We start from the raw sequence: 18816 nt of genomic DNA, 5'->3' as shown, positions 1-18816 counted from the left end.
CGAGGGGGTGGCATGAGCGGCCGGCCCGCCGCGCTCGCGGACGTGGCGGCCGGGCGGGCAGTGCCGGGGGCGGTGGTGCGGGAGCGCGGGCCCGGCCCGTGGACGAATGAGGAGGTCCGGTGAGGCTGCATCGGCTGCGCCTGGTCGCGTTCGGGTCGTTCCCCGGGACGGAGGAGGTCGACTTCGACGCGCTCGGCGAGGCGGGACTGTTCCTGATCCACGGGCCGACCGGCGCCGGCAAGACGACCGTGCTCGACGCCGTCTGCTACGCCCTGTACGGCAGGGTGCCCGGCCAGCGGGAGAGCGCCCGGAGCCTGCGCTGCGACCACGCGCCGCCCGACCGGGGGCCGTCGGTGACGCTGGAGCTGACGATCCGGGGCAGGCGCCTGCGCATCATCCGTTCGCCCGCCTGGATGCGGCCGAAGCTGAGGGGTTCCGGCCTGGTGGAGGAGAAGGCCAAGGCCCGGATCGAGGAGCTGATCGAGTCCGGTGGGCAGTGGACCGTGCGCAGCACCCGCAGCGACGAGGCCGGCGACTTCGTGAACACGCTCACCGGTATGACCGCCGCCCAGTTCTGCCAGGTCGCGATGCTGCCGCAGGGCGAGTTCGCGAAGTTCCTGCGGGCCGGCGGCGAGGAGCGGCGGGAGCTGCTGGAGCGGCTCTTCTCGGTGCGGGTGTTCAGCGACGTGGAGCGGTGGCTGGCCGACCACCGCACGCGCACCTGGCGGGAGGCGCAGGAGCTGGGCCAGCGGGTCGAGTCGGTGCTCGACCGCATGCGCGGCGCGGCGGGTGACGGCCTGCCGCTGCCCGAGGACGCCGGCGAGCCCGCGGCATGGGCGGAGGAGGTGCTCGAGCTCGCCCGGGGCGCGCTCGCCGACGCGGTCGCGGCCTGCGCGGCGAGCGGGGAGGCGCTGCTGTCGGCCCGCGCCCGTCTGGAGGAGGGCCGGGCCCTGGCCGACCGGCAGCGCAGGCACGCCGCCGCCCTCGTCCGGCGGCAGGAGCTCGACGCGGCGGCGGACGAGCGGTCGGACCTGGAGGCGATGCTCGACGAGGCCGGGCGGGCCGACCGGGTGGCGCCGCTGATCCGGCAGGCAGGCCAGCGGGCTGAGGCCGCCGCCAAGGCGCGGCGCGTGGCCGCCGACGCCGTGCTCCGCGCGCTTCCCGGCCTCGGGCCGGGGCTCGACGTGGAACCGCGTGCCTCGTGGCAGGACGCCGAGGACGCCGTATGGCAGGTGCGGGGACCGGACCCGGAGCCGATGGACCCGGAGCGGATGGATCCGGAGCGGCTGGCCGTCCTTGAGCGGGAGCGGCGCGACGAGGTCGCCCGCGTGGGCCAGATCCTCCCGGAGGAGGCGCGCCTGCGGCAGGTGCGAAGCGAGCGCGCGGACGCCGAACGCGGGCTGGCGGAGCTGACCGAGGAGGAATCGGAGCTGACACGGCGGCTGGCGGCCCTGCCCGCCGAGCGGCTCGACGTCGAGGAACGGCTCGCCCGGGCGCGTACGGCGGCGGCGAGCCTGCCGGGCCTGACGGCCGTCAGGGACGCCGCGCTGCGGCTGCGGGAGGTCACGGGGCAGGCCGCGCTGCTGGACGGTGAACTGACGCGGCTCGCCGACGACGAGGCGCGGGCACGGGCCTCGCAGGCGGAGCTGCCGGAGCTGCTGGCCGGCGCCGAGAAGCGGCTCAGGGGCTTACGCGACATGGCCGCGCGCGTCCCCGCGCTGGAGGCCGCCACTCTCCTGGCGGGCGAGCGACTGGAGGCCGCGCGGCTGCGCGACACGCTGATTGCCGAGCTGGAGGCGGCCGAGCACGACCGGCGCGCTGCCGTCGACCTGGCTCAGGAGCGCCGCGACCGGCTCCAGGAGGTCCGCCAGGCCAGGATCGACGGCATGGCCGCGGAACTGGCGGCAGGGCTCGTGGCCGGGGCGCCCTGCGCCGTCTGCGGCGCCACCGAACATCCTCGTCCCGCCGCGCCCGCCGGACGGGCCGCCACCGCGGACGACGAGCAGGCGGCGCAGGAGGCGTTCGAGGCCGCGCAGCGGGCCCGCGAGGAGGCGGAGACGACCGTCGCCGCGCTCTCGTCGAGGCTCGGTGACGCGACGGCGCGCGCCGCGGACCTGTCCCAGGAGGACGCGTCCGCCGCCCTCGCGGACGTCCGCGAGGAGCTGTCGCGGTTGCGCGCGGCCGAGACGGCGGTCGAGGCGGCCGAGGCGGAGGCCGGGCGGCTCGCGGCGGAGCTGGAGTCGGCCCGCGACCGGGCCGCGGAGCTGACCGGGCTGCTGACCGAGACCAGGACCAGGCGGGACGCCCTGCTCGCGGAGGGCGAGCGGCTCGCCGCCGGTCTGGAGGGCGACCTCGCGACGGCGGAGACGGACCTGGAACGCGCCCGGTCCCTGGCCGCGGCCGAGGAGGAGCTGGCCGCCCGCGCCACCCGGCTCGCGGCCGAGCTGGAGAAGCTGGGCGCGCGGGCCGCGCGCACCGGCGCGGCGCTCGCCGAGGCGCGCGCGCATCGGGACAGGCTGGCGGCCGACGAGCGCAGGCTGGCCGAGGTGATCGACGCCGCCCGCGGCGAGGACCCCTCGCTCGCCGCCCGCCTCGACCGGCTGGCCGAGGAGGCGGACCTGCTCAGGGAGGCCGCCGAGGCGGCGGCCGCGGCGGTCGCGGCCGACCGCGAGAGCGAGACGGCACTGGCCGAGGCGGTCAGGGCCGCCACCGGCGAGGGGTTCGCGAGCGTGGAGCACGCGGCGGCCGCCGTGCGCACGCCGGAGGACCGGGAGGCGATGTCCGAGCGGCTTGGACACCTGGACGCCGAGCGGGCCACGGTCGAGGGATTGCTCGCCGATCCCGAACTGGTCGCGGCGGCGGCCGAGCCCGCCGCCGAAGTGCCGGAGCTGGAGGCCGGCCACGAGCGGGCCGAGCGGGACCACGCGACCCGCACCTCGGCGCGCGACCGGGCGAAGGGCAGGCTCGACCAGCTCACGGGGCTCGCCGGGGAACTGGACGCCGCGCTGCGCGCCTACCGGCCCGCCGAGGAACGGCACCGCCTGGCGCGACGGCTCGCCGAGCTGGCGACCGGCACGTCCGGCGACAACCGGTGGCACATGAGACTGTCGGCGTACGTGCTGGGTGAGCGCCTCCGCCAGGTCGTCGACGCGGCGAACGAGCGCCTCGACCGCATGTCGAGCGGCCGCTACCTGCTGCGGCACGACCTGAACCGGTCCGCGGGCGACCGGGGCCGGTCGGGCGGCGGGCTGGGCCTGCGCGTGCTCGACGCCTGGACGGGCGTGGAACGCGACCCGGCCACGCTCTCCGGCGGCGAGAGCTTCATCACCTCGCTCGCCCTGGCGCTGGGCCTGGCCGACGTGGTGACCGCCGAGGCGGGCGGCGCGGAGATCGGCAGCCTCTTCGTGGACGAGGGCTTCGGCACCCTCGACGACGAGACGCTCGACGACGTGCTCGACATCCTCGACGGCCTGCGCGAGGGCGGCCGGGCCGTCGGCGTGGTCAGCCATGTCGCCGAGCTTCGGGTGCGCATCCCCGCCCAGCTCCGCGTGGTCAAGGGCCGATCCGGCTCCACCCTGTCGCACCGCTGACCCGAAGCCGCCGGAGCCCGCCGTCCGTGCGGCCTCCGGCGCGCTCGAGGACCGAGGACGCCGGAGGACGGGACCGGACGTCAGGTGCGCAGGCTGTAGGCGTACACCCACATGAACTTGTCGAAGAACGTGTCCCAGGGGAAGAACAGGGGCCAGACCTCGCTGTCGCGGACGAAGTCGGGGGCGGTCGAGACGTGGCGGGGCTCTGCCCATCGAGCGAGGAAGTCACCGGTGCGGCGGGTGTTGGGATCGCTGACGACGACGCCGTCCTCGCTGACGCGGATGATGGCGTAGTTGTGTCGCTTGTCCTGGATTGTGGTCGTCATCGGCATGTTCTCGGCGTGGAATCGCAGCATCTTCTCCCGCCACGCGGCAGGATCCGGCTTCGCGTTGTTCAGCAGCTGGATCTTGCTGGACATGGGCGAGGCGAGGCCCAGGGCCAGCATCACCGGTTCCTCCAGGGCTCCGGCGAGCTGCCCGTAACCGCCCCACATGACCGCGAAGGCCTTCTCGAAGATCGCGGGCCAGACGGGGAACAAGGTGTCCCTCGTGTCGTTGCCCTGCAGGCAGTACAGCAGCTCCGGTTCCCTCGACAACCTGTTCACCGGCAGGGCGGCGGAGACCCGGAACACCTCCGGTCGCTGGCTGGACGACGGCGCCCTGTCGGGCGCGGGAGCGCGCTTCAGCGCGACCTCGTACGTGTCGGGGCCGCCGCTGAGCGCCGAGGTCAGCAGGGCGGGCTGGGCGACGGCGATCGCCTGCAGGGCGGAGATGACCCGGCAGTCGCCGATCAGCCCCTGGTTGACGTCGGAGGGCAGAGGTGTTCCGGAGAAGGGCTTGTTCGTCAGCGGCAGGAAAGCGCTGACCATCGTCTGGCCCTGGGCGACCATGGGCTCGGGGACGCCCTCTGCGAGCAGTGCGACGAGGTCTCCGTCGGGGAGCTGGACGGTGCTGCCCGCCGTCGCCCACTCCTTTCCGTGTTTGACCACCCGTACGCAGCCCGGTTTCGGCCCGTTCACGACGATGATCTCCGACACCGTCAGCTCGACGGGCGAGCCCGCCGACGATTGGCCTTTGATCACGCGGCCTTCGGGAAACCGGACCCGGCTCGGCATGGACGAAAGGGTCTGTTCGGACATAAGGCACCGCCTCGCTCCGTCCTATGGGCCCTCATGCTCTATCCGCAGTTCAGAGGGGTCAACCGTGAGGAAAACTCGCGTCGTGCCCTCGACCGGATGGACGCACGCCCCGCTCGTCAAGGGGCGACGATGCGCGCCCGCTCACCGGGGTGCCCGCCTCCTCACCAGAGGGCGAGCGAACGGGTCAGGATGCCGGAGAGGTCCTCCTCCCGCACTGTCCTGGGGGAGGTGGTGAGCAGTCGCTGCTGCTTCATCGCCCCCTCCACCAGTGCCGGCACGTCGGCCTCCGCGTATCCCACGCCGCCGATGCCGTTCGGGATGCCGACGTCGCGCATGAGCGCGGTCAGCACGCCGGGCAGGAACTCCGCCGGCTCGTCCGGCTTCGCCGCGGAGGGATCGAGCAGCTCGGCCGCGCGCAGGTGCCGCGCCGGGTCCGCCTCGAAGGTGAACCGGAACGCCTCCGGCGCGGTCAGTGCCACGGCCATGCCGTGCGGCACCATGGGCTCGCTCCCGGGATAGCCGCGCGGGTGGAAGTCCTTCACCCGGCCGGCGATCGGATAGGCGTTGGCGTGCGGGATATGCACGCCCGCGTTGCCGAACCCCAGTCCCGCGAACGTCGCCGCCAGCGCCATCGCCCCCCTCGCCTCCGCGTCGTCGCCGTGCCGTACGGCCGTGCGGAACGAGCCCGCGAGCAGCCGGATCGCCTGCTCCGACCACATGTCCGCCACCGGGTTCGACCCGCAGTACGGCACGCGTTCCTCCGGTCGTCTGCGCTCATACGAGGTGTACGGCCGGGCGGTGTAGCTCTCCAGGGCGTGACAGAGGATGTCCATCCCCGCCGCGGCGGTCACCTCGGGCGGCTGCGTCATCGTGAGGTCCGGGTCCACGACGGCCAGCACCGGGCGGAGGCGGGCGTGGCTGATCCCCGTCTTGACCTTCAGGCCGAGCACGTCGAGCACGCAGATCGTGGTGCTCTCCGAGCCGGTGCCCGTGGTCGTGGGCACCGCGACCAGCGGCTTGAGCGGCCGGGAGGGAGCGCGCCCGGCGCCGATCGGCGCGTTGACGTAGTCCATCAGCTCGCCGGGATTCGTCGTCAGCAGGTTGACGGCCTTGGCCGTGTCGATGCTCGACCCGCCGCCGACCGCCACGAAGGCGTCCCATGGGCCGCTCTCGCGGGCGTGCCCGATCGCCGCGAGCAGGCTCTCGTCGGTGGGCTCGACGTGCACGCCGTCGTACACCTCCGCGTGCATGCCGAACCCGGCGATCTGTTCGGCGATCCGCGCCGGAGCGCCCGTCGCCGCCACCCCGGCGTCGGTCAGCACCAGCACGCGGCGCACGCCGTACTGCCCGAGGTCGAAACCGATCTCGGCGGACGCGCCGGGCCCGAACTTCAGGGCGGGCGCGCCGTACGTGAAGACGGACTCGGGGTTGCTCGGGACGATCACGATTGCTGGGCCTCTCACTCGCGGGGTCATGGGGGCGCGGGCCTCTGGGGCCTGCGCGGCGCGCGGCATGTCCGATGGGCAACCTGGCATGTAGCATGCTGCATGTCAATGCGCCGCCATACGGGGGCGAGCCCCACGACCCTCCGGAGGGTGGTCAGACGGTGCGAGCGGTCGCCGGCACGTCCAGTCTCACCGAGCAGGTCATCGAGGCGGTCAGGGACGCCATCCACTCGGGGGAGCTGCGGCCCGGAGAGCTGTATTCGGTGTATCGGCTGGCCGAGCAGCTCAACGTCTCCCGCACCCCCGTACGCGAGGCGATGCTCCGGCTGGCGGAGGCCGGCCTGGTGCGTTTCGAGCGGAGCCGGGGCTTCCGGGTGCTGCGCCGCGATCCCCGGGAGATCGCCGAGGTGTTCCACCTGCGGCTGCTGCTCGAGGTGCCGGCGACCAGGCGGGCGGCCCGCCACGCCGTTCCCGGCCTCGCTCGCGCGCTGCGCGAGGAACTGGAGGCCATGCGCGCCGCGGCGGCCGACCACGACGAGCCCCGGTTCATGCGGCACGACCGGGCGTTCCACGACGCGATCCTCGCCGCGGGGGCCAACCGGCGGCTCGCCGAGGTCGTCTCCGGGCTCAGGGACGCCACGGTGACGCTGGGCGCCTCCACCGTCGACCGCTCCCGCTCGCTCGCGGACGTCGCCGCGGAGCACGAGCCGATCCTCGCCGCCGTCCTCGGGGGCGACCCGGACGCCGCCGCCGCGGCGATGCGCGCCCACGTGGCCCACACCGGCGAGCTCCTCGTGGCCCAGGCCGCCGCCGAGAACGGCCGCCCCGCCGACCCCGCCGACATCGCCCTCATCCACGACGCAATGGGCGAATCTACAACGTAAAAGGGCAAAGCCGCTGCGGCGACGAGCGGACCACGCACATGATCGGAACATGGGCGAGAACCGATCGGTGCGAGACGTCGTCATCCCTCGGCGTGGCGACCTGGAGAACGCCAGGCGGGTGGTCCGGGCCCACCTGCGCCCCACGCCGGTGGACCGGGGTGCGGGCACACCCGGCGACCCGACGCTGAAGCTGGAGAGCCTGCAGCCCACGGGGTCGTTCAAGGTCCGCGGCGCGCTCAACGCCGTGGCCGCCGCACCCGAACCGCGTGTGGTGACGGCGTCGGCCGGCAACCATGGGCTCGGCGTCGCCTTCGCCGCGAAGACGCTCGGCCGCGAGGCGACGGTGGTGGTCCCGAGGACCGCCTCGGCCGCGAAGGCGGACCGGCTGCGCCGCCTGAACGTGGACCTGGTGTGCACCGGCGAGAGCTTCGACGAGGCCGAGGAACACGCGCTCGCGCTCGCCGAGGCGTCGGGGTGGTGTTACCTATCGCCCTACAACGACCCTTACGTCATCGCGGGTCAGGGCACGATCGGCCACGAACTGGACGAGCAGCTCGACGAGCCGCTGACCGTGGTGTGCGGGATCGGCGGCGGGGGGCTGGCCTCCGGGCTGGGGCTGTGGGCAGCGGGCCGCGCGGACGTACGCGTCGTCGGCGTGGAGGCCGCAGCCTCCACCGCCGTGTCCGCGGCGGTCGCCGCGGGCGGTCGCGTGCCCGTCGAGGTCGGCCCGACCCTCGCCGACGGCCTGGCCGGGAATATCGAGCCCGGATCGGTGACCGTCGGCCTTGTCGCGCGATATGTGCATCAACTGGTCACGGTGACCGAGGACGAGATCCGCGCCGCGCTGCGTTACCTGGCCGCCGAGCGTGGATACGTGGCCGAGGGCGCGGGAGCGGTGCCGGTCGCCGCCCTGCTCGCCGGAAAGGCCGCCGCGTACGGACGGGTCGTCGCGGTGGTCTCCGGCCGCAACATCACCGCCGCCGCGCTCGCGTCCGTTCTCTCGGCCGACGAGGCGGAACCGGCCGCGTCGCCGTGAGCCGCAGGCGGTGTCCGGCAATGCTGCGGTCCAGGTGGGCCGCCGCGGGAGCCGGCGTTTGCGGTGCCCGGACTGGTCGGCAGGACCAGGTCAGGGCAGAACTCGTTCCAGAAGATCGAGACGGTGGCGCGCAGGTCCCCGTGGATCGTCACCAGCTTGTCGGTCATGTCGCCGACGAAGGTTTCTCGTACGTTTCCTTCGGCAGCCCGCGCCGCTCGAACAGGTCCACCGCATCGCCGCAGGCGAGGTGACTCGATCGCATCCGCCCGACCATCGCAGTGAAATGCACCCGTCCTCCAGGGCGGAACGCAGCTTCGGGTTGCCGCCGTAGACCTCGTCGCCGGCCACCCAGGGGGCGTGGTGGCCGGCATCCGGGAACCGGGTGATCACGCCTCCTGCCGGCGGGCAGAGTCTGCGCTGTGACCTGCGGTCACCACGTGATCGTTTGTCTTCATTCAATACCGGAGGAGTTCGCAGAAGCGGTCCAGGGCGCGGTCGGTGCGGTGGCGGTCGCCGGTGGTCGTCAGATCGAACAGGAGGCCCCGGATGACGGCCATGACCAAGGTGGGAGTGACGGTGTCGTCAGGGGTGGTGGCGAGGTCGCGGAACGTGGCGCCGAGGGTGTTGAACCAGTTCGTGATCGCCTCGGCTCGGTCCGGGTAGTTCTCGGGGTGAGCCAGGCCGTCGGCGTGCACCTCGAAGATCAGCCGGACGTACGGGGCGCGCTCGGGCGCGCTGATCCAGGCCCAGATGCCGCGCAGGCGTTCCTCCGGAGAGGCCGCCTCCGGCGGGAGGTTCTCAGCCAGCCGTGTCGCACCGCGGCGGCGGGCCTCGGCAAGGACGGCAGACACCAACTCCTGCTTGCTGCCGAAGTCGTAGAGCAGCATCCGCGGGCTGGTGCCGAGAGCCGCGGCCAGCGGCCGCAAACTCAACCCGGCCAGGCCGTGCGCCAGTACGTAATCGGTCGCCCGCGCCAGCGTGGCCTCCCGTCGGGCGGGATCTGGAGGTCGCCCCACGGTGGATCATCCTCTCGCCAGCGCCGATCTCAGCCTACGCCAGTATATGGTACGACTGTTTCAACAATGGGAGGAGACAGTCATGCACTCGCTCGACCGGGCACTCGTACTGGGCGCCGGAGGTCTCGTCGGCATGGCCTGGATGGCTGGGCTCGCCTGCGGACTGCGCCGCGCCGGGGTGGATCTCGGCGAGGCCGATCTGATCGTCGGCACCTCGGCGGGCGCGATCACCGCCGCACTGCTGGCCACCGGCCAGGACCCCGACCGGCTCGCCACCCCAGTGCGCCCTGCCGACTCCGGCAGCACTCCTCCCCAGGTGGACGGGCGCCGGCTGGGCGAGGCGTTCGCGGTGCTCGCCAGTGCCGCCTCGAACCCGGACGAGGCGCGGCGCCGAGTGGGCCAGATCGCGCTGGCCGCCGAGACCGGCCCCGAGCAGGCGCATATCGCCCGGATGCGCGCCATGGCCGGCGCAGACCAATGGCCGGACCGGCAGCTGCTCATCACCGCGCTGGACGCCGAGACCGGCGAGCAGGAGGTCTTCGACCGTGCCAGTGGCGCACCGCTGCCCTCCGCCGTGGCGGCAAGCACCGCCTTCCCGGGCATCTACCCACCGATCACCATCAACGGCCGCCGTTACATGGACGGCTCCCTGCGGTCGGCGACCAACGCCGGGCTCGCGGCCGGAGCCCGCACGCTCGTCGTGATCGACCCGCAGGCGCACCTGTTTCCCCGCGAGTTGCTCCACCAGGAGCTGGCGGTCGCCGGGGCGCACACAGTGGTGACCATCGAGCCCGATCCGGAATCAATACGCGCATTCGGCTCGGACCTGAATGACCGGACGGCCTGGGAACCGGCCTACCAGGCGGGTCTTCGCCAAGCCACCGATGCCGAAAAGCAGCTCCGTCTCGCGTGGAAGACCGGATCAGACACGGACTGAGCGCCGCCCGATCTCCGGGGTGGTGCACCGAGGGCGGGCCAACGAGACGCACGACCAGCCACCGACCGTCAGCAGGCCGTCCGGCCGTCAAGATCACGATCTACCGCTGGAGCATAAGGCCGGGGGCGGGTCTCGCCAGACGACAGGTCAGGGAGCGCGCTCGCCCGCGGCCACCGTGGTGAGCGCGGCGACGGCCCGCAGCGCCGCCGCCGGGTCGTCGGCGAAGAACCGCACCCGCCGGACGGTCGCCGCCGGGCGTGCGGTCATCCAAGGACGGCGTGGGCGAGGCACCTCCATCGGTTCGCGCAGGTCGACCACGATGTTCGTCTGGGACGAGACCGCGAGGGCGAGTTCGCCGTCCGAGAGGCGCACGAGTCCCTTCTCGTCGTAGCGGCGGTCGATCCACGCCGCCGCGATGAGCTCCGCCGGGACGTCCAGGCTGAACAAGGAACGCCTGGGCGAACGGGTCGTCGGCGCCGGGCATCGCGCAGGCCGGCGCGGCGGCGGCGTCGGCCGCCGCGAACGGGGAGTCGCGCACGGGTTCGAGGCCCGCAGGAACTCGGCCATCCGCGGCGAGACGGCGCCGTCCGGCGACGGCGCCTCCTCGCTCAGCAGCGCGGCGAGCCGCTCGCGCCCGGCCCGGATCGCCGCCTCCTGCCGGGCGAGGTCGGCGTCCAGCTCCAGCAGGATCTCCCGCAGTTCCCGCGTGGAGTCGCCGGCCAGCACGTCGCGCACCTCGTCCAGCGACAGGCCCAGCTCGGTCAGCCTGCGGCCCGGGCGAGGCGGAGCGCGTCGCGCAGGCCGTACTCGCGGTAGCCGTTGACCCGCCTCGGCGGCTCGGGCAGCACGCCCTGGTGGTGGTAGTGCCGCGCGGTACGGGTGGACATCCCGGCCAGCGCGGCGAGTTCTCCGATCCGCATGCCCTCATCAGAGACGTTGACGTCGCGGCAAGGTCAACAGCTCACAGAGGCAGCCAGTGGGCGGTGAGGAGATAGCCGCCGTAGACGAGCGCGGCGGTGGAGACGAGCAGGAACAGCAGCACCCAGAGAGTGCCGGGCACGCGGGTCAGCCGGGCGAGCTGGTCGGCGTCGGAGTCCGGGGCGCGGCCGAGGCGGCGCTTGGTCTGCAGCTCCAGGATCGGCCGCACGCCGCCGAGCAGCAGGAACCACGCGGCGACGTACGCGCAGGCCGACTGGACGTGGGGCGGGGCGAACCACGACAGCGCGAAGACGGCGCCGCCCACGGCGAGCAGTGACACGGCGCCGAAGAAGTTTCTGATCATCAGCAGCATGCACGTCAGCAGCGCGAGCACGGCCCACAGCAGCATCGTGATCCGCCCGCCGGAGACCAGCCAGGCCGACCCGAGCCCGATCAGGGAGGGCGCGACGTATCCCGCCGCGGCTGTGGCGATCATGCCGGGTCCCGTGGGCCTGCCCCTGGTGAGCGTCACGCCCGAGGTGTCCGAGTGGAGGCGGATGCCCCGCAGCTTGCGCCGGGTCAGCACCGCGACCAGCGCGTGGCCCCCCTCGTGCGCGATCGTGATCAGGCCGCGGGAGATGTGCCACGACGCCGGATAGGCGACGACGGCGAGGGCGGCGAACCCGGACAGGACGACCAGCCAGAGCGGGGGCGCGATCTGCGTGGCGGTCAGGTGGTTCCACAGGGCCTTCAGGGGGTTCACCCCCGGAATCGTACGGCCCGCCGCCCCGGCCCGTGCTCCCCGTGCTTCCGTCCCCGGTCCGTACGGTCTGTCTGAGTAAGAACCGAGTAAGCGTGCCGATGGCGGTTACCTTCTACGTGTGGCTGAGCGGCGTATGCGTGGACTGCGCGGATTGAGCGGATTGAGTGGGCTGATGAGGGCGAAACCGGAGCAGGCTCCCGAGCACTCCATGGACCCCCGTGCGGACGAGGGGGAGACGTTCAGGCAGAGCGTGATCGACAACGCGATCTACGTGGACGGCGAGCGCGTGGACTCGCCGCTGTCGCTGGGCGACGCGATCGCCTCGCTCCGCTCGCGGCCGAATGCGATGGCGTGGATCGGCCTCTACCGGCCGGAGGAGGCCGAGCTGATCAAGGCGGCCGAGGAGTTCGGCCTGCACGAGCTCGCCATCGAGGACGCCATCGTCGCCCACCAGCGGCCCAAGGCCGACCGATACGGCGACACGCTGTTCGTGGTGCTGCGGGCGGCGCAGTACCTCGACAAGCCCGAGAAGGTCGCGTTCGGCGAGCTGCACGTCTTCGTCGGTCCCGACTTCGTGCTGACCGTACGGCACAGCGAGGCGCCCGACCTGTCGAAGGTGCGCCGGCGCATGGAGTCGGACCCCGACCTGCTCCGCCAGGGGCCGCAGGCCGTGCTGTACGCGATCCTCGACGCGGTGGTGGACGGCTACGCGCCGGTGGTCGCCGGGCTGCAGAACGACATCGACGAGATCGAGGTGCAGGTCTTCGGCGGCGACCCGGCCGCGCCCCGGCGCATCTACTCCCTGTCACGGGAGGTCATCGAGTTCCAGCGGGCGACCAGCCCGCTGGTCCCGATGCTCGACGGCTTCATCGCGGGCTCGCCCAAATACGGCGTGAACGAGGAACTGCAGCGCTACCTGCGCGACGTGTCCGACCACGCCATCACGGTCACCGAGCGCGTGGCGGGCTTCCGGCAGATGCTCCAGGACATCCTCGTCGTCAACTCCACACTCGTCAGCCAGCAGCAGAACGAGGAGATGACCAAGCTCACCGCCGCGAGCATCGCCCAGGGCGACGAGGTCAAGAAGATCTCGGCGTGGGCGGCCATCCTGTTCGCCCCGACGCTGGTCGGAACGATCTACGGGATGAACTTCGACCACATGCCCGAGCTGCACTGGGTGCTCGGATACCCCGTCGCGATCATGCTCATGGGGGTCGTCTGCCTCACGCTCTATCTGGTCTTCAAACGTCGCGACTGGCTCTGAGCCGCCGCACACGTGCATCAGCAGCCTCATGACCACTGAGAAGAGGATGGTGCATCGGTGAGCCTTGCGGTGGAGGTGCGCGGGCTGCGCAAGAACTACGGCGAGGTCGAGGCCGTCAAGGGCGTCGGCTTCGAGGTGGCGCCCGGTGAGGTGTTCGGCTTCCTCGGACCGAACGGCGCGGGGAAGACCACCACGATCAGCATGCTGTGCACGCTGGTCACCCCCACGGGCGGCACGGCGCGCGTCGCCGGGTACGACGTGGTGAAACAGCGCGACGAGGTGCGCCGCAACATCGGCCTGGTCTTCCAGGACCCGACCCTGGACGGCTACCTCACCGCCGAGCAGAACCTGCGCTTCCACGCCGAGCTGTACGGCGTGCCGAAGGAGGTGCTCGGCGACCGGATGCGCCAGGTGCTGGAGATGGTCGGGCTGTGGGAGCGCAAGGACAGCAAGGTCATGACGTTCTCCGGCGGCATGAAGCGCCGCCTGGAGATCGCCCGCGGCCTGCTGCACTCGCCCCGCGTGCTCTTCCTCGACGAACCCACGGTGGGCCTGGACCCGCAGACGCGCTCGGCCATCTGGGGGTACATCAACAGGCTGCGTCACAGCGAGGACATCACGATCTTCATGACGACGCACTACATGGACGAGGCCGAGTACTGCGACCGCATCGCGATCATCGACCACGGCGAGATCGTCGTGATCGACTCGCCGGAGGCGCTGAAGGCGAGCGTCGGCAAGGACCGCGTGCAGATCCAGACCGGCGACGACGAGCGGGCCATCGGACTGCTGAAGGAGAGGTTCGGCGTCGACGCCGCCGTACGCGAGGGCCAGGTGACGTTCGCGGTGGCGTCGGGGGAGGAGTTCGTGCCCCGGCTGTTCGCCGACCTCGGCGTGCCGATCCGGTCGGTGAGCGTGTCGCGCCCGTCGCTCGACGACGTCTTCATGTCCTACACCGGCTCCACCATCCGCGACGCCGAGTCGTCGGGGACGGGCAACCAGTGGATGCGGGCGAGAGCCATGCGGGGAAGGTGAGCCCGATGACGACCGACGTGGTCCGGGTCAGCGTGCCGCGCGCGAGCGGCGGTCACGACCTGCGCGCGATCAAGGTGGTCCTGCACCGGGAGATGCTGCGGTTCGTGAACGACCGCACCAGGATCGTCTCCTCGCTGGTCCAGCCCGTGCTGTGGCTGTTCGTGATGGGCACCGGGCTCGGCACGCTCGTGCGCGGGTCGATCCCCGGCGTCGACTTCCGCACGTTCATGTACCCCGGCATGATCTCGATGACGGTGATCATGACGGCGATGTTCTCGGCCGGCTCGATCGTCTGGGACCGCGAGTTCGGCTTCCTGCGCGAGATGCTGGTCGCGCCGGTGAGCCGCGGCGCGATCGTGATCGGCAAGTGCCTCGGCGGCGCCGTCGTCGCCTGTATGCAGGGCGTGATCATCGTCGCCCTCGCGGGGCTGGTCGGCGTGCCGTACTCGCCGGCGCTGATCCTCACGCTGCTCGGCGAGATGTTGCTGGCGGCCTTCACGATCACGGCGTTCGGCGTGACGCTGGCCGCCAGGATGCGCACCATGCAGAGCTTCTTCGGCGTGATGCAGATGGCGATCATGCCGATGATGTTCCTGTCGGGCGCGATGTTCCCGCTGGCCAACCTGCCGTCGTGGCTCCACGTGCTGACCACGGTCAACCCGCTGACGTACGCGGTGGACCCGATGCGCCGGGCGGTCTTCGGCCACCTCGGCGTGCCGCCGCAGGTGGACGCGATGCTCAACCCCGGAGTGAGCTGGTTCGGCCACAAGCTGCCGGTGCCGCTCGAACTCGGCCTGGTCGCCGCCATCGGCGCCGCCCTGCTCGGCGTGGCCGTCCTCCAGTTCCGTCGCACGGACTGAGCGTTCCCGTACGAGTTCCCCGTCCGAGTTCCCCGTACGGGTGGGTGAGCGCGAACCGGCCCGGGGCGTGGGCCACGCCCCGGGCCGGCTCAGTGATCCTCTGGCGAATCCTCTAGCGCTTCACGCGCACCCAGTCGCTCCGGCTGGTGGAGCGATCGGCCTCGCCGTTCCCGGCGAAGACGACCTTCCAGTAGCCGGACGCGGACGCCTTGGTCTTGCCCCAGAACTTGCCGGTGCTGTTCGTCCAGAGCGTCTTGACGTAGTGCCAGGAACCGCCGGCCTTCTTGAACCACACGGTCACCCGCTGGTGGCCGTAGCCCTCCCAGCCGTCGTCCCAGGCCTGGAGCTCGCCCCGGAAGGTGAGGTACTTGTGATACCTGACCGGCTCGGGCGCGGCGTTGAACTTGACGACCCGGGTGTCGGCCTTGGGCGCGGGCGGAGGCGTCGGCCGGGGCACGCGGACCGTCACGTAGTCGGTCGCGCTCGCCGAGTATCCCGCTCCGCCGGCGCCGTCGAACTCGGCCCGCCACCAGCCGGAGGTCCTGGCCGTGACGTCCGCGAAGAAGCGGCCGTCGGAGTCGGTCCAGTCGGAGGTGACGTACTGCCAGCGGTAGCCGCCGGCCGGCTTGAACAGGATCTTCACCTGCCGGCCCGGGTAGCCGCTCCAGCCGGCGAAGCCGGAGATCTCCAGCCGGCCGCGCAGGCGCAGCGCGTCACCGGCGTCGACGGGCTCGGGGGAGGCGTCGAATCCGGTGATCCGGGTGCGGCTGGCCTGGGCCCTGACGTCGACCCGGTCGCTGTCGCTCGTCGCGGGCTCGGCGTCGGAGGCGCCCTCGAACTCGGCGCGCCACCAGCCGCTCGTGTCCGCCCTGCGGTCGACCGAGAAGCGGCCGTGCCGGTCGGTCGTCACCGAGCCGACCCGGCTGTAGGAGCCGCCGACCGGCTTGAAGGCGAGGTACACCCGCTGCCCGTCGTACGCCTGCCGGCCGCCGCCGTCCCGGTAGGTCAGCGCGCCGGTCAGCCTGATCCGGTCGCCCCGGTCGACGACGTCCGGTGCCGCGTCGAAGTCGAGGTCGGTGGTCCAGTGGACCTGGAACTCCTTGGTCGCGATGCCGCCGTCGGCGCGCACCTGCAGCTTCCAGACGCCCGGCTCGTCCCTGAAGGTGAAGCCGTACCTGGCCGTGTAGGCGCCGGAGCCCGTGGGGCCCGATGCCGCGGGGGCCGGGTCCAGCGTCACGATCCGGCCGTCGCGGTCGACCAGCCTCGCCGCGCCCTTCTCGGACGCCTTGTAGGTGAAGGTCGCCGTCGTGCCCGCGCCGCTGTCGACGACCACTGGATTGGGGGAGACGGTCAGGTCACTGGGACCCGCCGCCGTCGCCGCGCCGGCGGTGGCCGGGAGCGCGACGAGGGCCGCCCCTCCCAGAGCCACTGCCGCGATCGCGGCATGGATGCGTTTCAACATTCCGGTGAACCATCCTTCCCGGTGGTTGAACGCGGCCTGAGGGTGCCACGTCATTCATAACGAGTAGACGGGCGAATACCGGCGATGGTTGAGTGCTCTGACTTATCGTCATCGATTTGTGTCAAAAGGCATGATCCATCACCGCTGGTGTGCGGAGTTGTCGCTGTGCGGGACGGAGCGTGCATCGTGCGACATAATCGGCCCTGTGGTTCGGGACGCTGTGGAGACGCATTTCGCCGAGGCCGTCGGGGCGCTGACCCCCGGACCCTCCCGGGATCCGGACCTGCCGGTGCGGCCGGGCACGGGCCTGACGGGGACACGGTGCCGTGAACTGTTCGCCGTGCAACTCGGCAGCCGGCTCCTCGACGTCGCCGCCCGCGTCATGCGTGAGCGCGACGAGGGCTTCTACACGATCGGGTCGTCGGGGCACGAGGGCAACGCCGCCGTGGCCGCCGCGCTCCGCGTGGACGACCCCGCGCTCCTGCACTACCGGTCCGGCGCCTTCTACCTGACCCGTTCTGCTCAGGCCGGGCGGCTGGCCGAGGAGGGGCTGCGTGACGTGCTGCTGGGGATCGCGGCGTCGGCCGAGGAGCCGATCGCGGGCGGCCGGCACAAGGTGTTCGGCCACCCCGGCCTCGCCGTCATTCCGCAGACCTCCACGATCGCCAGTCACCTGCCGCGCGCCGTCGGCGTCGGCTTCGCGATCGAGCGGGCGCGCATGCTCGGGCTGCCCTCACCCTGGCCCGGGGACGCCGTCGCCGTCTGCAGCTTCGGCGACGCGTCGATGAACCACGCCTCCGCGTTGACCGGGCTGAACACCGCCGCGTACGGCCGCTTCCGCGGGCTGCAGATCCCGGTGCTGTTCGTGTGCGAGGACAACGGCCTCGGCATCAGCGTGAAGACGCCGCCGGAGTGGGTCGCACAGGCCAGGCACCCCCTGCTGGAGTACTTCCAGGCCGACGGCTGCGACCTCGCCGAGACCTACGACGTGGCGCTGCGCGCCGTCGAGCACGTGCGCGCCAACCGCGCACCGGCGTTCCTGCACCTGCGCACCGTGCGCCTGATGGGCCATGCCGGCTCCGACGTGGAGATCGGCTACCGCACCCGCCGGGAGATCGCCGCCGACCTGGACCGCGACCCCCTCGTCCGTACGGCGCGATTGCTGGTGGAGGCGGGCCTGGCCGAGCCCGACGAGTTGCTCGCGCGCTACGAGGCCGAGCGCGACCACGTGCTGAAGCTGGCGTCGGAGTGCGCGCGGCGGCCCCGGCTCACGACGGCGGCGGAGGTGATGGCCCCGCTCGCGCCGCGCCGTCCCGCGGCGGTGGCCGCCGAGGCCACGCGGTCCGCGCCGGCCGAGGCGCGCGAGCGCGCCTTCGCCACGCTGCCGGAGCAGGAGGGCAGGCTGACTGTCGCCCAGGCGGTCAACCGCGCGCTGGCCGACGCGATGGCGCTGGACCCCGGTGTCCTGGTGTTCGGCGAGGACGTGGCCCGCAAGGGCGGCGTGTACGGCGTGACGCGCGGGCTGCTGCGCAGGTTCGGGGCCGAGCGGGTCTTCGACATGCTCCTGGACGAGCAGGCCATCCTCGGCCTCGCGCTCGGGGCCGGGGTGTCGGGGCTGCTGCCGGTGCCGGAGATCCAATACCTCGCCTACCTGCATAACGCGCTTGATCAGATTCGCGGCGAGGCGTCGACCATGCAGTTCTTCTCGCAGGGCGCGTATCGCAATCCCCTGGTCGTGCGAGTCGCCTCATATGCCTATCAAAAGGGCTTTGGGGGACATTTCCATAATGACAACTCAATTGCCGCATTGCGCGATATTCCCGGCGTGATCGTCGCGTCTCCGGCGCGGCCCGACGACGCGGCCGCGATGCTGCGCACCTGCCTGGCCGCCGCCCGCGCGGACGGCGGCGTCTGCGTGTTCCTCGAACCCATCGCGCTGTACCACACGCGTGACCTCTTCGAGGAGGGCGATGGCGGCTGGCTCGCGCCGTACGCGCCGCCGGCGCGCTGGGCCGAGACGCACGTCCCGGTCGGCCGCGCCCGCCCCTACGGCGACGGCCGTGACCTGACCATCGTCACGTACGGCAACGGCCTGCGGATGAGCCTGCGGGCGGCGGTCAAGCTCACGGCGGAGGACATGGGTTGCCGGGTGCTCGACCTGCGGTGGCTGTCGCCGCTGCCGGTCGACGACCTCATGCGCGCGGCCGAACTGACCGGCCGCGTGCTGATCGCCGACGAGACCCGCCACAGCGGCGGCGTCTCCGAGAGCGTGATCGCGGCGCTCGTCGACAACGGCTTCCGCGGTCCGATCGCCCGGGTGACCTCTCAGGACAGCTTCGTGCCGCTCGGCCCGGCCGCCGACACCGTCCTGCTGTCGGAGTCCGACATCGAACGCGCCGCCCGCAAACTGCTCGCCTGACCCGGGCGGGGGCAGGTGGTGCGCGCCCAGGCCGTTCCGGGCCGGAAG

The 18816-nt window shown here is 72.4% G+C and carries 15 protein-coding genes; 8 read left to right on the top strand and 7 right to left on the bottom strand.

What is annotated here, in order from left to right:
* Positions 1-119: 119 nt before the first annotated feature.
* Positions 120-3590, top strand: coding sequence for an AAA family ATPase (locus tag IL992_RS11295; protein ID WP_193203271.1), 3471 nt, complete (start codon positions 120-122; stop codon positions 3588-3590).
* Positions 3591-3670: 80 nt separating this feature from the next.
* On the opposite strand, the gene IL992_RS11290 is transcribed toward IL992_RS11295, so the two are convergent.
* Together IL992_RS11290 and IL992_RS11285 are read right to left on the bottom strand one after the other, a co-directional pair.
* The gene (locus tag IL992_RS11290; RefSeq protein ID WP_193203270.1) at positions 3671-4705 is read right to left on the bottom strand and encodes a calpain family cysteine peptidase; all 1035 of its coding nucleotides are present in this window, start codon (positions 4703-4705) and stop codon (positions 3671-3673) included.
* Positions 4706-4890: 185 nt separating this feature from the next.
* Positions 4891-6192, bottom strand: coding sequence for a hydroxyacid-oxoacid transhydrogenase (locus IL992_RS11285; protein ID WP_319018485.1), 1302 nt, complete (start codon positions 6190-6192; stop codon positions 4891-4893).
* A gap of 143 nt (positions 6193-6335) precedes the next feature.
* Between IL992_RS11285 and IL992_RS11280 the strand changes: the two genes are divergently transcribed.
* The gene (locus IL992_RS11280) at positions 6336-7058 is read left to right on the top strand and encodes a GntR family transcriptional regulator (RefSeq protein ID WP_319018484.1); all 723 of its coding nucleotides are present in this window, start codon (positions 6336-6338) and stop codon (positions 7056-7058) included.
* A 49-nt stretch (positions 7059-7107) separates the two neighbouring features.
* Positions 7108-8094, top strand: coding sequence for a threonine ammonia-lyase (locus IL992_RS11275; protein WP_193203267.1), 987 nt, complete (start codon positions 7108-7110; stop codon positions 8092-8094).
* A 455-nt stretch (positions 8095-8549) separates the two neighbouring features.
* Here the strand turns inward: IL992_RS11275 and IL992_RS11270 are convergent, their stop codons facing one another.
* Positions 8550-9110 carry a TetR/AcrR family transcriptional regulator gene (locus IL992_RS11270; RefSeq protein WP_193203266.1) on the bottom strand — a complete coding sequence of 187 codons (561 nt, stop codon included), beginning with the start codon at positions 9108-9110 and terminating at the stop codon, positions 8550-8552.
* An 82-nt stretch (positions 9111-9192) separates the two neighbouring features.
* Here IL992_RS11270 and IL992_RS11265 point away from each other — a divergent pair, with 82 nt between their 5' ends.
* A complete protein-coding gene (locus IL992_RS11265) occupies positions 9193-10047 on the top strand; it encodes a patatin-like phospholipase family protein (RefSeq protein ID WP_193203265.1) in 855 nt (284 codons plus the stop codon).
* 147 nt (positions 10048-10194) lie between these two features.
* Here the strand turns inward: IL992_RS11265 and IL992_RS11260 are convergent, their stop codons facing one another.
* Genes IL992_RS11260 through IL992_RS11255 form a run of 3 tightly spaced genes read right to left on the bottom strand, consistent with a single transcriptional unit; the run spans position 10195 to position 11728 of the window.
* Positions 10195-10773 (bottom strand): hypothetical protein, encoded by a 579-nt coding sequence (locus IL992_RS11260; protein WP_226872712.1) that lies wholly within the window; start codon positions 10771-10773, stop codon positions 10195-10197.
* 35 nt (positions 10774-10808) lie between these two features.
* The gene (locus tag IL992_RS46040) at positions 10809-10967 is read right to left on the bottom strand and encodes a MerR family DNA-binding transcriptional regulator (protein WP_226872711.1); all 159 of its coding nucleotides are present in this window, start codon (positions 10965-10967) and stop codon (positions 10809-10811) included.
* Positions 10968-11008: 41 nt separating this feature from the next.
* On the bottom strand, positions 11009-11728 hold the full coding sequence (locus tag IL992_RS11255; protein WP_319018483.1) for a M50 family metallopeptidase: 720 nt from the start codon (positions 11726-11728) through the stop codon (positions 11009-11011).
* A 172-nt stretch (positions 11729-11900) separates the two neighbouring features.
* Here IL992_RS11255 and IL992_RS11250 point away from each other — a divergent pair, with 172 nt between their 5' ends.
* From IL992_RS11250 to IL992_RS11240, 3 genes are read left to right on the top strand one after another with little or no spacing between them, the layout of a single operon-like run.
* Positions 11901-12992 (top strand): magnesium and cobalt transport protein CorA, encoded by a 1092-nt coding sequence (locus IL992_RS11250; RefSeq protein WP_226872710.1) that lies wholly within the window; start codon positions 11901-11903, stop codon positions 12990-12992.
* Positions 12993-13049: 57 nt separating this feature from the next.
* A complete protein-coding gene (locus IL992_RS11245; protein ID WP_193203264.1) occupies positions 13050-14027 on the top strand; it encodes an ATP-binding cassette domain-containing protein in 978 nt (325 codons plus the stop codon).
* Between the two features lie 5 nt (positions 14028-14032).
* The gene (locus IL992_RS11240) at positions 14033-14887 is read left to right on the top strand and encodes an ABC transporter permease (protein WP_193203263.1); all 855 of its coding nucleotides are present in this window, start codon (positions 14033-14035) and stop codon (positions 14885-14887) included.
* 112 nt (positions 14888-14999) lie between these two features.
* On the opposite strand, the gene IL992_RS11235 is transcribed toward IL992_RS11240, so the two are convergent.
* Positions 15000-16349, bottom strand: a complete 1350-nt coding sequence (locus tag IL992_RS11235; protein WP_193203262.1) for a hypothetical protein — start codon at positions 16347-16349, stop codon at positions 15000-15002.
* A 205-nt stretch (positions 16350-16554) separates the two neighbouring features.
* On the opposite strand from IL992_RS11235, the gene IL992_RS11230 reads away from it, so the two are divergent.
* Positions 16555-18768, top strand: coding sequence for a thiamine pyrophosphate-dependent enzyme (locus IL992_RS11230; RefSeq protein WP_193203261.1), 2214 nt, complete (start codon positions 16555-16557; stop codon positions 18766-18768).
* Positions 18769-18816 lie beyond the last annotated feature (48 nt).

The sequence above is a fragment of the Microbispora sitophila genome, from assembly GCF_014892245.1.
GTDB lineage: Bacteria > Actinomycetota > Actinomycetes > Streptosporangiales > Streptosporangiaceae > Microbispora > Microbispora siamensis.
This window is presented reverse-complemented; position numbering and strand designations above follow the sequence as displayed.

What these genes read in the sequence shown, in the direction of transcription:
- IL992_RS11290 (WP_193203270.1), bottom strand. Translation starts at nt 4,705, where the DNA reads ATGCCGAGCCGGGTCCGGTTTCCCGAAGGCCGCGTGATCAAAGGCCAA.
- IL992_RS11275 (WP_193203267.1), top strand. Translation starts at nt 7,108, where the DNA reads ATGGGCGAGAACCGATCGGTGCGAGACGTCGTCATCCCTCGGCGTGGC.
- IL992_RS11265 (WP_193203265.1), top strand. Translation starts at nt 9,193, where the DNA reads ATGCACTCGCTCGACCGGGCACTCGTACTGGGCGCCGGAGGTCTCGTC.
- IL992_RS46040 (WP_226872711.1), bottom strand. Translation starts at nt 10,967, where the DNA reads ATGCGGATCGGAGAACTCGCCGCGCTGGCCGGGATGTCCACCCGTACC.
- IL992_RS11250 (WP_226872710.1), top strand. Translation starts at nt 11,901, where the DNA reads ATGAGGGCGAAACCGGAGCAGGCTCCCGAGCACTCCATGGACCCCCGT.
- IL992_RS11240 (WP_193203263.1), top strand. Translation starts at nt 14,033, where the DNA reads ATGACGACCGACGTGGTCCGGGTCAGCGTGCCGCGCGCGAGCGGCGGT.
- IL992_RS11235 (WP_193203262.1), bottom strand. Translation starts at nt 16,349, where the DNA reads ATGTTGAAACGCATCCATGCCGCGATCGCGGCAGTGGCTCTGGGAGGG.